Below are 14,378 nucleotides of genomic sequence, written 5' to 3'. Positions count from 1 at the left end.
CGCAGGAGACACCTGACCCATGAAGCTGCCGCCCAAGCTCGGCTCCATTCATTTCGTCGGCATCGGCGGCATCGGCATGTCCGGTATCGCCGAGGTGCTGCATAATCTCGGCTACAAGGTCCAGGGTTCGGACGCGTCCGACAATGCCAATGTCCGTCGGCTCGCGGACAAGGGCATCAAGACCTTCGTTGGCCATGCCGCCGAGAACATCGAGGGGGCGGAGGTCGTCGTCGTCTCCACGGCGATCAGACGCGACAATCCCGAACTCACGGCCGCGCGCGAGCAGCGCCTGCCCGTGGTGCGCCGCGCCGAAATGCTGGCCGAACTGATGCGGTTGAAATCCTGCGTCGCCGTAGCCGGCACGCATGGCAAGACGACCACGACCTCGCTGGTTGCGACCCTGCTCGAGAAGGGTGGGCTCGACCCGACGGTGATCAATGGCGGCATCATCAACGCCTATGGCACCAATGCGCGCATGGGCGAGAGCGACTGGATGGTGGTCGAGGCCGACGAGTCGGACGGCACCTTCCTGAAGCTCCCTGCCGACGTGGCGATCGTCACCAATATCGATCCCGAGCATCTCGACCACTTCAAGACCTTCGATGCGATCAAGGAGGCCTTCCGCTCCTTCGTCGAGAACCTGCCCTTCTACGGCTTCGCGGTGATGTGCATCGATCATCCCACGGTGCAGGGCCTCGTCGGGCAGATCGAAGACCGGCGCGTCGTGACCTATGGCGAGAACCCGCAGGCGGATTTCCGGTTGATCGACATCGATCTCTCCGGCGGACAGGCCCGGTTCACGCTGCTGATCCGCGACCGCAAGCGTGGGCGCGACGAGGTCGTGCGCGATCTCGTGATGCCGATGCCCGGTCACCACAATGCGCTCAATGCCACCGCCGCGATCGCGGTCGCCTATGACCTTGGCATTCCGGTCGAGAAGATCCGCGAGGCCCTTGCCGGTTTCGGCGGCGTCAAGCGCCGCTTCACCAAGACCGGCGAGTGGAACGGCGCACTGATCTTCGACGATTACGGCCACCATCCCGTGGAGATCGCCGCCGTGCTCAAGGCGGCGCGCGCCTCGACCAGGAGCAAGGTCATCGCCGTGGTGCAGCCGCATCGCTATACGCGGCTTTCCAGCCTGTTCGACGATTTTGCGGCCTGCTTCAACGATGCCGATACGGTGATCGTCGCCGACACCTACGCCGCCGGCGAGGCTCCGATTCCCGGTGCCGACCGGGATAGCCTCGTCTCAGGTATCAAGGCGCGCGGCCACCGCCATGCGCTGGCCCTGGAGGCTCCCGAGAAACTCGCGGGCATGGTGGCGGAGTTCGCGGGGCCGGGCGACTATGTCGTGCTGCTGGGCGCCGGCAACATCACGCAATGGGCCTATGCGTTGCCGGGCGAACTCGCCGGGCTGGGTGGCAAGCAGTGAGCTTCCCCGACATCACCCCCGACCTTCGCGCGGCCGCGCCCGAATTGCGCGGTAGGCTCCTGGCCAACCAGGAGATGGCAGGGCTCACCTGGTTCCGCGTCGGTGGCCCGGCGCAGGTGCTGTTCACGCCGGCTGACGAGCAGGACCTGGCCTATTTGTTGTCCAGGCTTCCGGCCGAGATTCCTGTCACGGTCGTCGGGCTCGGCTCGAACCTGATCGTGCGCGATGGTGGCATTCCCGGCGTCGTCATTCGACTCGGCGGCAAGGCGTTCGGCGAGATCTCGCTCGAAGACGGCAACCGGTTGCGCAGTGGCACGGCGGTGCCGGACGTCAAGGTGGCGCGGGCAGCCGCCGATGCCTCGCTCGACGGCCTCGCCTTCTATCGCGGCATCCCCGGTTGCATCGGCGGCGCGCTGCGAATGAATGCCGGTGCTCACGGCGGCGAGACCACCGATGTGCTCGTCTCGGCGCGTGGCGTGACCCGCAAGGGCGAGATCGTCACGCTCTCCCATGCGGAGATGGGCTTCACCTACCGCAATAGCGCGGCAGCGACGATGGACATAGTCTTCACGTCGGCCCTGTTCCAGGGGCGGCCAGGCGATCAGGCTGCGATCTTTGCGGAGATGGACCGGGTAACGGCGGCTCGCGAGGCCGCTCAACCGATCAAGGAGCGCACCGGTGGCTCGACCTTCAAGAACCCGCCCGGCGGCAAGGCCTGGCAACTGATCGACGCTGCCGGCTGCCGCGGATTGCGGGTCGGCGGTGCCCAGGTCTCCGAGATGCATTGCAACTTCCTGATCAATGCCGGCGGCGCGACGGCCGCCGATATCGAAGGTCTGGGCGAGGAGGTTCGCCGCCGGGTCAAGCAGACCTCGGGCTTCGAGCTGCACTGGGAGATCAAGCGGCTCGGCGTCGCGGTATAGGCCGCTGGGAAACGAATGGTCGCCAGCACCCGGCGTGGTCGCGCGATCAAGACGTCGCCATGGGGCGGCCCCGCGAAACCACTGACCGGTCAGCCATGTGTCGGCCTGCCCGAGTGCGATCGGGGGAGTGTGTAACGCAGTCCGCGCCTTCGCCCGGACTGCGCCTCGCCGCAGGATGTGTCGTGGGAGGCGATGTTTCGATCGCCTCGCCGCCGCTGCGTTAACGCGTCGTTAACCATGCTCCCCCGAGGGTCTCGGGGAAGCGGAGTAGCGATTCAATGACCAAACACGTCGCAGTCTTGATGGGCGGATGGTCCGTCGAGCGGGAGGTCAGCCTCAATACCGGCGACGGCTGCGCGAGGGCCTTGGAGAGCGTCGGCTACCGCGTGACGCGAATCGATGTGCAGCGCGATATTGCCGATGTGCTGGATCGGCTGCGCCCGGACGTCGCCTTCAACGCGCTTCATGGCCGCTTTGGCGAGGACGGCACCATCCAGGGCCTGCTCGAGATTCTGCGCATTCCCTACACCCATTCCGGGGTGCTCGCCTCGGCGCTCGCACTGCGCAAGGACAGGGCGAAGACGGTCGTTGCGGCTGCCGGGGTTCCGGTCGCGCGCGGCGTTACCCTGTCGCGCTTCGAGGCCGCCAAGACGCACCCTCTGCCGCCGCCCTATGTGCTGAAACCCGTCAATGAGGGGTCCTCGGTCGGGGTCATCATCGTGAAAAAGGGGCGCGAACATCCTCCGCAGGAAGTGGCGCGGGAGGACTGGCCGTGCGGGGACATGTTGCTGGCCGAGAGCTTCGTCGCCGGGCGGGAGCTGACCTGCGCGATCATGGGCGACAAATCCCTTGGTGTGACCGAGATCCGGGCCGCGACGGGCGAGTTCTACGACTACGATGCGAAATACACGAAAGGTGGTTCGATCCACATCTGCCCGGCTCAAATTTTACCAAAAATTTACCAGCAGATCGAAGAGTGTGCGTTAACGGCGCATCAAGCAATCGGGTGCCGGGGCGTCAGCCGTTCTGACTTCCGCTACGACGACGAGACCGACACTCTCGTCTGGCTGGAGGTCAATACGCAGCCCGGGATGACCGAAACCAGCCTGGTGCCCGAGTTGGCTGCCCACGCGGGCCTGAACTTCGGTGAGCTCGTCAAATGGATGGTGGAGGACGCCTCCCTCGATCGATGAAAGCGGCGGCGGTGCCCGCCCGACGTTCATCGATGCCGGCCGCAGGGCCGCAACTTCTGGTCGGCGAGCGTTCGCGTCGCTGGTTCCGGTCGTCGCGGCGCAGTGCGGTGGCCCTCCCGCTGTGGCAGCGCCTGCCGCAGCGGATCGGGACCTGGCTGGCTCTTGGGTTTCTTGGATTGAGTATCGGGACAGGCTTCGTGCAGGGCGGACATGTCGAAACGATGCAGGAGAACTACGGCGAGCCGCGCCATATGCTGGCGCGCCTGGTCGGGCTCGGCGTCGACAGGGTGACGATCTCTGGAATCTCGGAGCTGTCCGAGATCGAGGTCCTGATCGCTGCAGGAATCGATTCGAAGACCTCGGTCGCCTTCTTCGATGCCGACGAGGCGCGCCGTCGCCTCGAGGCGACGCCGCTGATTCGCCAGGCAACGGTTCGCAAGCTCTATCCCAGCGAGATCGCGATCACACTGACGGAGCGTGAACCCTTCGCCCTCTGGCAGGTGAAGGGCGACCTTTTTCTGATCGCAGCCGATGGCACGGTCATCGACAAGATGGATGATGGCCGCTTCGCCCATCTGCCGCTCGTCGTCGGCCCCGACGCCAATACCCGCGCCCGCGAGTATGTCGCGCTGCTCGCCGACGCTGGACCATTGGCGCCGCGCATCCGTGCGGCCAGCCTGATTGCCGGCCGGCGCTGGAACCTCAAGCTCGACAACGGCATGGATATTCGCCTGCCGGAGATCGCGCCGGGGGAGGCCGTCAAGCGTCTCGCCGGCCTCGAAACGGATTTCAGGCTGCTGGACAAGGACCTGCTCGCCATCGACCTGCGCCAGCCCGACCGGGTGGTGATGCGGTTGACGGAAGAGGGGGCGGCGACCCGCGCCGAGCAGCTCAAGAGCAAGACCAAGAAGAAGGGAGGCGAGGCGTGAACTTCACCTCTCAGGGCCTGACACCACGGATGCGTCCGCTTTCGTCGCGCAAGAGCGCGACCTTGTCGATTCTGGACGTCGGAACGAGCAAGGTGGTCTGCCTGATCGCCGAGCTGAACCCGGCCGAGGCGAACGAGCGGTTGCGCGGGCGCACCCATGTCGCGCGCATCATCGGCATCGGCCATCAGCGTTCGCTCGGCGTGAAGGGCGGCGCCATCATCGATCTCGAAAACGCCGAACGCGCGATCCGGGCCGCTGTCGATGCGGCCGAGCGCATGGCCAAGGTCGAGGTCCAGTCCGTCATCGTCAACCTGACCGGTGGGCGCATCGGCTCGCAGCATTATGCCGCCAGCGTCGACCTGCGTAGCGGCTCGGTCAGCGATTCCGATGTGAAGCGGGTTCTCGCGGTCGCCGCGACGCATGCGATCAAGCCCGGCAAGGCGGTGATGCACGCATTGCCGACCGGATATGCGCTCGACGGCGTGCCGGGCGTGCTTGATCCGCGCGGCCTCGTCGGCGGCAAGCTCTCCGTCGACATGCATGTCGTCGCCAGCGAGGCGGCTGCTGCCCGCAACGTCATGCTGGCGGTCGAGCGTTGCCATCTCGAGGTCGAGGCGGTCGTCGCGTCTCCCTATGCTTCCGGTCTCTCGGTTCTCGTCGACGACGAGGCCGAAATGGGCGTCGTCGTCGTCGACCTGGGCGGCGGCACCACCAGCCTCGGTGTTTTCTCGGGCGGCCATCTGGTCCATGCCGACGCCATTGCGGTCGGTGGCAATCACATCACCATGGACGTGGCGCGTGGGTTGTCGACCCGTGTCTCGGCCGCCGAGCGGCTGAAGACGCTGCACGGATCGGCGATCTCCAGCGCTTCGGACGAACGCGACATGATCTCGGTGCCGCAGGTCGACGATGACGAGCGCGACACCCCGAACCATCTGGCGAAATCGCATCTGATCCGCATCATCAAGCCGCGGGTCGAGGAAATCCTCGAGCTCGTGCGTGACCGGCTCAACGCTGCCGGCTTTTCGGCCCAGGCCGGCCGCCGCGTCGTGCTGACGGGCGGTGCCTGCCAGTTGACCGGTTTGCCGGAGACGGCGCGCCGGCTGCTCGGCGGCCAGGTCCGCACCGGCCGGCCGCTCGGGATCAAGGGCTTGCCGGAGGCTGGCAAGGGACCAGCTTTTGCGACCGCGGTCGGCCTGCTGGTCTACCCGCAGGTCGCTCATGTCGAACATTTCGAGCCTCGCGCGAGCGGCGCTTACTTCGCGACGGGGACGGACGGGTATTTCTCGCGTGTCGGGCGTTGGCTGAAAGACAGTTTCTAAGGGTATCGGGCCGGGCGGCGCGGCGCCGTTCCGACCCAAGAGTAAAATCGTAGCAATCGGGACGGCTCCCGCCAGGCGCCGGACAAGAAATCGAAAGAGGCAACCATGGCGATGAATCTGCAAGCCCCTGACATCCGGGAGCTAAAGCCCCGGATCACCGTGTTCGGTGTCGGCGGAGCCGGCGGCAACGCGGTCAACAACATGATCGAAGCCGGCCTCGATGGGGTCGATTTCGTCGTTGCAAATACCGATGCGCAGGCTCTGGCGCTCTCGCGTGCTTCGCGCATCGTGCAGATGGGCCTGCAGGTCACCGAAGGCCTCGGCGCCGGCTCGCAGCCGGAAGTCGGGCGTGCGGCGGCGGAAGAGGTGATCGACGAGATCCGTGATCACCTTGCCGGCGCGCACATGGTCTTCATCACCGCCGGCATGGGCGGCGGCACCGGCACCGGTGCGGCCCCTGCGATCGCCCGCGTCGCCCGCGACATGGGTATACTGACTGTCGGCGTCGTCACGAAGCCGTTCCAGTTCGAGGGCCATCGCCGCATGCGCATGGCGGAGGCTGGCATCTCGGAGCTGAACGAGGCGGTCGATACGCTGATCGTCATCCCGAACCAGAACCTGTTCCGCGTCGCCAATGAGACCACCGGCTTCGCCGATGCCTTCGGCATGGCCGACCAGGTGCTCTATTCCGGCGTCGCCTGCATCACCGACCTGATGGTCCGCCCCGGCCTGATCAATCTCGACTTCGCCGACGTTCGCGCCGTGATGCGCGGCATGGGCAAGGCGATGATGGGCACCGGCGAGGCGCAGGGCGAGAAGCGTGCGCTGACCGCGGCCCAGGCTGCGATCAACAATCCGCTGCTCGACGATGTCTCGATGAAGGGCGCGCGTGGCCTGCTGATCTCGATCACCGGCGGGCGCGACATGAAGCTCTATGAGGTCGACGAAGCTGCCACCCGCATCCGCGAAGAGGTTGATTCCGAGGCCAATATCATCGTCGGCGCGACATTCGACGAATCGCTCGAGGGCGTCGTGCGCGTCTCCGTCGTGGCCACCGGCATCGACAAGCCGATCAGCACCCAGGCTGAAATGGATGATACCGAAGCCCGTATCGCCCAGGTTGCCGAGCGTCTGAAGGCCGAAGCGCGTCTGCGCAACACCGCAGCCGCACCGCGCGCCGCGGCTCCGGTTCATGCCGAGCCGATGCTGGAGATGCGCGCGCCTGTGAATGTCGAGACCGTGCGCCAGGCGGCTCTGGTGCAGCCGAGCGTTGCGGAAGACATCCGCATCGAACCGGTGCAGCCGCGTCCGGTGATCGCGGCCGCTCCGGTGAGCCAGCCGATGATGCATGAAGAGCCGATGATGCGTCACGAGGACAGCTTCATCGCCCCGGCCCCGGAGCGTGCGGTCGTCCGCCCGACGCGGATGCCGCGGATCGAGGACCTGCCGATGCCGGCGCAGAACCAGATCGCGGCGAGCCGCGGTGCGCAGTCCGTTCCGCAGCCTCCGGCCCAGGCCGACCAGAAGCGCATGTCGCTGATGCAGCGTCTCGCCTCGGTTGGTTTCGGTCGCAAGGATGAGGACGAGGCCCAGCCGCAGGCGCCGGTGCGCCACGCGCCGCCGCCGATGCAGCCTGCCGCTCCGGCGCCGAGCGCTGCCCATGCCGAATACATGCGCCGGCCGGCTGTGCCGGCCTCGCGCCCGGCGCAAGGCCAGCTCGACCAGCTGGGCCGTGCTGCGCCGAATCGCAGCAGCGAAGAGGATCAGCTGGAGATTCCCGCGTTCCTGCGCCGCCAGGCGAACTGAGCGCTACAGCGCCTGCGACAGTTGTAACAGAGCCCGGAGCGAACCCTCGCTCCGGGCTCTGTTTACGTTTGAAAAACCATATACTTCAATGGGATGGTTATTTTTCTCTGATTGAGTTCGCTTGTTACAGAGCGAAAGAAAGCGTGATTTTGTCGGCATCCACCTAAGGCGTATGTTGCGCTTGCCCCAAAGGGGGATGACGGCACCGGCAACCGCCAGGCGCCGCCCAACTGAAGGACCGCAGACGACCGTCAGGCAGCCCGTAGCGTTGTGCAGCCGAGATCGTTAGCGTTCGAGATTGGATACCGGAATGAATTTTGATCGGCAGACCACACTCCGCGCTCCCGTGTCCTTGAAGGGAATCGGTGTTCATTCCGGAGCCCCCGCCGGAATCTGCCTCAAGCCGTCCAACGCGAACTCCGGCATCGTCTTCCTCCGCAAGGAGTCCGAGGGCGGCCCCTCGCACCTGATCCATGCCCGCTACAACAAGGTGAGCGCCGCTGAGCTCTGCACCGTGATCGGCGATCGCGGTGCCGCCTCCGTCGCGACCATCGAGCACCTGATGTCGGCCTGCGCCGGCCTGGGGCTCGATAATGTCCTGATCGAGATCGACGGCCCCGAAATGCCGATCATGGACGGCAGCGCGGCGGAATTCGTCACGGCGATCGAAGATGTCGGCATCGTCACGCTCGGTGCGAACCGCCGTTATCTCAAGGTCCTGCAGCCGGTCCGCGTCGAGAAGGGGCGCGGCTTTGCCGAGCTCGCGCCGTTCGACAGCGGCTTCCGCCTTGATGTCGAGATCGATTTCGACACCCCGGCGATCGGCCGTCAGCGCAAGATCTTCGACCTCGAGCCGGTCGCCTATGCCCGCGAGATTTCGCGTGCCCGCACCTTCGGTTTCATGCGCGAAGTCGAACAGCTCTGGAAGGCGGGTTTCGCGCTTGGCGCCTCGCTCGACAACACTGTCGCGATCGGCGACGACAAGGTGGTCAACCCCGAAGGCCTGCGCTACGCCGACGAGTTCGTGCGCCACAAGGTGCTGGACGCAGTGGGCGATCTTGCGCTGGCCGGCTATCCGATTCTCGGCGAGTTTCGCTCCTATTGCGGCGGTCACCGCATGAATGTGACCGTTCTGGAAGCCTTGTTCGCGGATCGCGCGAATTACGCGATCGTCGAGGCCGAGCCGGTCTATGCGCACCGTGCCGTGCAGATGGCCGTTGCGGCCCCCGCGGCCTTCGCGCCCGATCTGCACTGAGCAGTCGAACAGTTTCGCGCGCGCCTTGCATTCGCCTGCTTTTTATCGAATGCAGCATGGGCCCCGCATGTTCGTAACCTGCCTTTCCCCGGTAGCGTGAGCGCTGCGTCTGAGGTAAAGGCATCCTTCGCCATCTTGCGGTGACGAGCGAAAGAGGACGGACGACGTGAGCGTCATGCGGCTGAATAACCCGACTTCCCAAAGCGCCCGACCGATGCGGATGGGCGTTGCCCTGACGCTCGGCGCCGCCTTGCTGCTCGGCGGCTGCGACACGATGTCGTCGCTCAATCCGTTCGACAAGCCTGAGGTCTACAAGCCGGAAATCATCGCGGATGTGCCGGCCGACAAGCTCTATAACGAGGGGCTGGCTCGCTCTCAGAATGGCGACAGCGAAGGCGCGGTCAAGAAGTTCGAAGAGATCGACAAGCAGGCGCCGTTCTCGCCCTACGCGAAAAAGGGCTTGATCATGGTTGCCTATACGAATTTCCAGGCGGCCAAGTACGAGGACGCGATCACGGCGTCCAAGCGCTTTCTGGCGCAGAACCCCGCCAGCCCTGATGCTGCCTATGCGCAGTACATCATGGCGATGTCCTATTATAACCAGATCCCGGACGCGACGCGTGACCAGGAGCGCACCGAGCGCGCGCTTGCCGCGATGCAGGAGCTGCTCGATCGCTATCCGAAGTCCGAATATGTGATCGACACCCGCGAGAAGATGCTGGTTGCGCGCGATCAGCTCGCGGGCAAGGAGATGAATGTCGGGCGCTACTATCTCGAGAAGCGCAACTATACCGGTGCCGTGAACCGCTTCCGCGACGTCATCACCAAGTACCAGACCACGCGCCATGTCGAGGAGGCGCTGATGCGCCTGACCGAGGCCTATATGGCGATGGGCATCACCAATGAGGCGCAGACTGCCGCTGCCGTGCTCGGGCATAACTTCCCCGACAGCCCCTGGTACAAGGACGCCTATACCCTGCTTCAGAGTGGCGGCCTCGAGCCCCGCGAGGATCGCGGCTCCTATATCAGCCGGTTGTTCAACGGCTTCACCCGTTCGGTCGTCGGCCTCGTCCGCTGAGGCCGGGCAGGTGCACGGCCGGGTGACGGACCGCATGCCACTCCCTTCAATCACGCGCTGAGCGTCATGCTGGCGCAGCTTTCGATCCGCGACATCGTCCTGATCGACCGGCTCGATCTGGCGTTTGGCGCCGGGCTGAGCGTGCTAACCGGTGAGACCGGTGCAGGCAAGTCGATCCTGCTCGACGGCTTTGCGCTGGCGCTCGGTGGTCGCGGCGACGGCGGGCTCGTGCGCCATGGCGAGGCGCAAGGCCAGGTCAGTGCCGTCTTCGACCTGCCGCTCGCCCATCCGGCTCGCAAGCTGGCGCAGGCCCAGGAGATCGACACAGACGGCGATCTGATCCTGCGACGCGTGCAATATGCGGATGGCCGGACACGCGCCTTCGTCAATGACCAGCCGGTCAGCGTCCAGATCCTGCGGCTGATCGGCAGCGCCATCGTCGAGATCCACGGTCAGCATGATGACCGGGCCCTGACCGATGCGGCCCAGCACCGCGCCATACTTGATGGTTTTGCCGGCCTCGAAGGACAGGCCGAGATCACGGCGACGGCCAGCGATGTGCTGAAGCGCGCGCGACAGGCGCTGCAGACGCAGCGCATCCGTGTCGAGGCTGCGCGCAAGGAGGCCGACTTCCTGCGCCACGCGGTGGCCGAACTTGGCAAGCTTGCGCCGGAGCCGGGCGAGGAAGATGCACTGGCCAGCCGGCGCCAGGGCATGATGCAGGCGGAAAAGGTGGCGCGGGATCTTTCCGATGCCTATGAGGCCGTCGGTGGCCAGGCTTCCCCTGTCCCCTCTCTTGCGGCGGTGCTCCGCCGGCTGGAGCGGCGGGCTGCGCAGGCACCAGAACTCGTCGATCCCTCGATGGCAGCGCTCAACACCGCGATCGTGGCGCTGGAAGAGGCGGGCGAAGCGCTCGCGGCGGCCATGCGTGCGGCGGAGTACGATCCGCGCGAGCAGGAGCGGGTCGAGGAACGGCTGTTCGCCTTGCGGGCAGCGGGCCGAAAGTTCGACGTTCCCGTCGAGGCGCTTGCCGATCTTGCGGCCAGGATGAGTGCCGACCTTGCCGATCTTGACGAGAGCGAGAGCTCCTTGGCCCGGCTCGAAGCGGAGCTCGCTCGGGCGGAAGCAGATTATCTCGCCAGGGCGCGGGAGCTCTCTGCTGCCCGCGGCGAGGCCGCGCTGCGTCTCGACACTGCGGTCAAGGCAGAACTGCCGCCGCTGAAGCTCGAGCGTGCGCGATTTATCACCCATATCGATCGCGACGAGGATGCGCGTGGTCCGGAAGGGTTCGACCGCGTCGAATTCTGGGTCGAAACCAATCCCGGCACGCGGCCCGGCCCGATGATGAAGGTTGCGTCCGGGGGCGAGCTCTCGCGCTTCATGCTTGCCCTGAAGGTCGTGCTTGCCGAGCGCGGGTCGGCGCCGACCCTTGTCTTCGACGAAATCGATAGCGGAGTCGGGGGCGCGGTCGCGGATGCGATCGGAGAGCGTCTGGCGCGTCTGGCGCGACAGGTGCAGGTCATCTCGGTGACGCACGCGCCGCAGGTCGCGGCCAAGGCTGGACGTCATTTCCTGATCGCCAAATCGGCGCTGGACGATGACGCGGCCTCTCGTACGGTGACGCGCGTGACGCCGCTCGAGGACCGGACACGGCGCGAGGAGATCGCTCGCATGCTTGCCGGTGCCAGCATCACCGAGGAGGCGAGGGCTGCCGCCGCCCGTCTGCTCGACGCTGCTGGCCTGCATGGCGCAGCGGCGCGCGCCTGACCGCAGCGATCTGCATTCCCTTTCTGCGAATTCTGCTCTAAGAGCGGCACAGACTGGCTTATGGTGTTATGGCTGCGTTTCACGCGCCGCGATGCCTGCCTCACGATCTCCCGCGCCGCATCACGCCGCGCGCATGAACTCAAGGCCGATTAACGATGGCATTCCTTCCCACGAGCCCGCCGCTCGCGCGTGCGCTCGCCGAACGCAACTACAATGATCCGACGCCCGTCCAGAACGCCGTTCTGGAAGAGGCGGCCGCCGGACGCGACCTTCTGGTCTCGTCACAGACGGGCTCCGGCAAGACCGTCGCCTATGGGCTCGCCATCGGCGAGACCCTGCTGGAGGGCGCCGAGGTCCTGGGCCGTGCCGGGCAGCCCCTGGCGCTGATCATCGCGCCGACCCGCGAACTGGCATTGCAGGTCCAGCGCGAACTCGCCTGGCTCTACAAGCATGCCGGCGCCCGGGTGATCTCCTGTGTCGGCGGCATGGATCCGCGTCGCGAGGCCGCCTTGCTGGACGAGGGCGCACATATCGTCGTCGGCACACCCGGCCGCCTGCGTGATCACATCGAGCGGCACAGGCTCGATGTCTCGGCGCTCCGAGCCGTCGTCCTCGACGAGGCCGACGAGATGCTCGATCTCGGTTTCCGCGACGATCTCGAATTCATTCTGAAGACGACCCCAGCGGAACGCCGCAGCCTGCTCTTCTCCGCGACCTTGCCCAAGGCGATCATCGCGCTGGCGAGGAGCTATCAACGTGATGCCCTGCGCATCGAGGTGGCCGGCTCGGCAACCGGGCATGCCGACATCGAGTATCGCGCGATCCGTGTTTTCCCGAAGGAAGCCGAACTCGCTGTCGTCAACCTGCTGCGCTTCCACGATTCGCCCTGCGCGCTGGTCTTCTGCAACACCCGCAATGCAGTCCGCCATCTCGAGGCGATCCTGCTGGAGCGCGGCTTTTCGGCCGTGGCGCTCTCAGGCGAGCTCAGCCAGAGCGAGCGCAACTCGGCGCTGCAGGCCCTGCGCGACGGGCGCGCCCGCGTCTGCGTCGCGACCGACGTGGCTGCGCGCGGCATCGACCTGCCGGGCCTGACACTGGTCATCCACGCCGAGCTGCCGAACGATCCAGAGGTCATGCAGCACCGCAGCGGCCGGACGGGCCGTGCGGGCAAGAAGGGAACCAGCGTCCTGCTGGTGCCGCCCTCTCGGCGCCGCAAGGCCGACATGCTGCTCTCCGAGGCCAAGGTCGAAGCGGTCTGGGCCGGTGCTCCGACGCAGGAGGAAATCCGCGCGCTCGATCAGGAGCGGCTGCTGCAGGATCCGCTGCTTACCGGCGAGGCCAGCGAGGATGATKCCGGCATGGTCGAAGCCCTGCTTGCCGGTCGCTCGGCGCAGGAGATCGCGGCCGCCCTGGTCAGGGTCTATCGTTCGCGCCTGCCGGCGGCGGAGGAGGTCGGAGATCCCGGTTTCGGGCGCGACGAGCGCAGGCCGGTGCGCAGCACCGAGGATTACGCCCGTCCGCGCGAGCGTGACCGCGAGCAGGGGGAGAGGCCGCACAAGGCCGGGCCGCGTGGCGATACGGTCTGGTTCCGGCTGAATATCGGCCGCCGTGACGGCGCCGATCCCAGGCAGTTGCTGCCGATGCTCTGCCGTCGCGGCAAGATCACCCGTGACGAGGTCGGCGCCATCCGCATCTTCGACACGGAAACCAAGGTCGAGATCGATGCCGATGTCGCGGAACGCTTCGCGTCGCTGGCGAGCGCGACCGACCGGGACAAGATCGTGATCGAGCCCGTGACCGGTGAAGCCGAGCGGCGCCCGGCCAAACCCTTCGCGGAGAAGGCATCCCATACGCGTGCGCCACGGGCCGATGATGAACGGGCGAGCGCGCCATTCCCTGGCAAGAAGAAGCCTTACGAAGGCAAGGGCAAGCCCTTCGGCGCCAAGGCGCATGGCGGCAAGCCTTATGATCCCGTCCGGCGCGATCGCGAGCCCGTCTATGACGAGAACGCGGTGTTGCGCCCCAGCGAGCGGCCCTTCGAAAAGAAGTCGGGCCCCTCGGACAAGCCCTTCGCCAAGGGCAAGCCCTTTGCCGGCGCCAAGCCCTTTTCCGCCAAGCCCAGCCATGGCGGGAAGAGCTTCGGCCATGGCAAGCCGGACGCCGGATTTGCAGGCGGTGAGCGCGGCAAGCCTGCCGGCAAGCCGTTCAAGAGCAAGAAGCCGCGTCGGGACGATCGCTGATCAGGGACGTCGTTCGCCAGCCCTGGCAACAGGGCTTGAGATCATTCAGAAACGCCCCCTCCCAGGCTGGGAGGGGGCGTTTMGCGTTTCGGTGACCCGTCCATCGTGAGCGGTGGGCAGGGAACTCTGTGTCATTCACGCGGCCGAGACCGTACGGGAGCAGCGCTCGCGAACGGAGATGCGACGCCATGGGATGCGGCTGACGCCAGGACGTGGTCGCGTCCCGGTACAAAGCAAGTCGGGATTGTGGTGAGCCGGCGGCGATCAAGCGCTGAGGGTGCTCCCCGGCGGCGAGCGTCGCTGACGTCCGTAATGTTCGCCAACTTGCCGCGATTGGCGCTCCTCGGGCCTGGGGTCAGCGCAAGCCCAGGAAGGACAGGATAGCGAGGACAACGACCACGAGGCCGACGATGTAAATGATGTTGTTCATGTG

Annotated in this window: 10 protein-coding genes; all 10 read left to right on the top strand. The window is 66.1% G+C overall.

What is annotated here, in order from left to right:
• The first annotated feature begins 19 nt into the window (after positions 1–19).
• The 10 genes from murC to AC1DGP_RS04680 all read left to right on the top strand — a co-directional run bounded on the left by murC (position 20) and on the right by AC1DGP_RS04680 (position 13,945).
• The gene (gene murC / locus AC1DGP_RS04725) at positions 20–1,432 is read left to right on the top strand and encodes a UDP-N-acetylmuramate--L-alanine ligase (RefSeq protein ID WP_441505335.1); all 1,413 of its coding nucleotides are present in this window, start codon (positions 20–22) and stop codon (positions 1,430–1,432) included.
• Positions 1,429–2,355: a UDP-N-acetylmuramate dehydrogenase gene (gene murB, locus AC1DGP_RS04720; protein WP_441505336.1), complete on the top strand. Its 927-nt coding sequence runs from the start codon at positions 1,429–1,431 to the stop codon at positions 2,353–2,355. The genes murC and murB overlap by 4 nt, the downstream gene beginning before the upstream one ends.
• 278 nt (positions 2,356–2,633) lie before the next feature.
• Positions 2,634–3,548, top strand: a complete 915-nt coding sequence (locus AC1DGP_RS04715) for a D-alanine--D-alanine ligase (RefSeq protein ID WP_441505337.1) — start codon at positions 2,634–2,636, stop codon at positions 3,546–3,548.
• On the top strand, positions 3,515–4,477 hold the full coding sequence (locus tag AC1DGP_RS04710; protein WP_441489311.1) for a cell division protein FtsQ/DivIB: 963 nt from the start codon (positions 3,515–3,517) through the stop codon (positions 4,475–4,477). The genes AC1DGP_RS04715 and AC1DGP_RS04710 overlap by 34 nt, the downstream gene beginning before the upstream one ends.
• 29 nt (positions 4,478–4,506) lie before the next feature.
• Positions 4,507–5,799 (top strand): cell division protein FtsA, encoded by a 1,293-nt coding sequence (ftsA, locus tag AC1DGP_RS04705; protein WP_069879824.1) that lies wholly within the window; start codon positions 4,507–4,509, stop codon positions 5,797–5,799.
• A 105-nt stretch (positions 5,800–5,904) separates the two neighbouring features.
• Positions 5,905–7,605, top strand: coding sequence for a cell division protein FtsZ (gene ftsZ, locus AC1DGP_RS04700; RefSeq protein ID WP_476831780.1), 1,701 nt, complete (start codon positions 5,905–5,907; stop codon positions 7,603–7,605).
• Between the two features lie 310 nt (positions 7,606–7,915).
• On the top strand, positions 7,916–8,860 hold the full coding sequence (lpxC, locus tag AC1DGP_RS04695; RefSeq protein WP_441489309.1) for a UDP-3-O-acyl-N-acetylglucosamine deacetylase: 945 nt from the start codon (positions 7,916–7,918) through the stop codon (positions 8,858–8,860).
• A 175-nt stretch (positions 8,861–9,035) separates the two neighbouring features.
• Positions 9,036–9,938, top strand: a complete 903-nt coding sequence (locus AC1DGP_RS04690) for an outer membrane protein assembly factor BamD (protein WP_441505373.1) — start codon at positions 9,036–9,038, stop codon at positions 9,936–9,938.
• Between the two features lie 66 nt (positions 9,939–10,004).
• Positions 10,005–11,705, top strand: coding sequence for a DNA repair protein RecN (gene recN, locus AC1DGP_RS04685; RefSeq protein ID WP_476770637.1), 1,701 nt, complete (start codon positions 10,005–10,007; stop codon positions 11,703–11,705).
• Between the two features lie 155 nt (positions 11,706–11,860).
• Complete coding sequence (locus AC1DGP_RS04680; RefSeq protein ID WP_476831779.1) at positions 11,861–13,945, top strand: DEAD/DEAH box helicase; 2,085 nt, start codon at positions 11,861–11,863, stop codon at positions 13,943–13,945.
• Positions 13,946–14,378: the final 433 nt, after the last annotated feature.

This window comes from Allobosea sp. 05T433 (genome assembly GCF_056396065.1).
The sequence above is the reverse complement of the archived record's forward strand: the minus strand, read 5'-3'. Positions and strand labels throughout refer to the sequence as shown.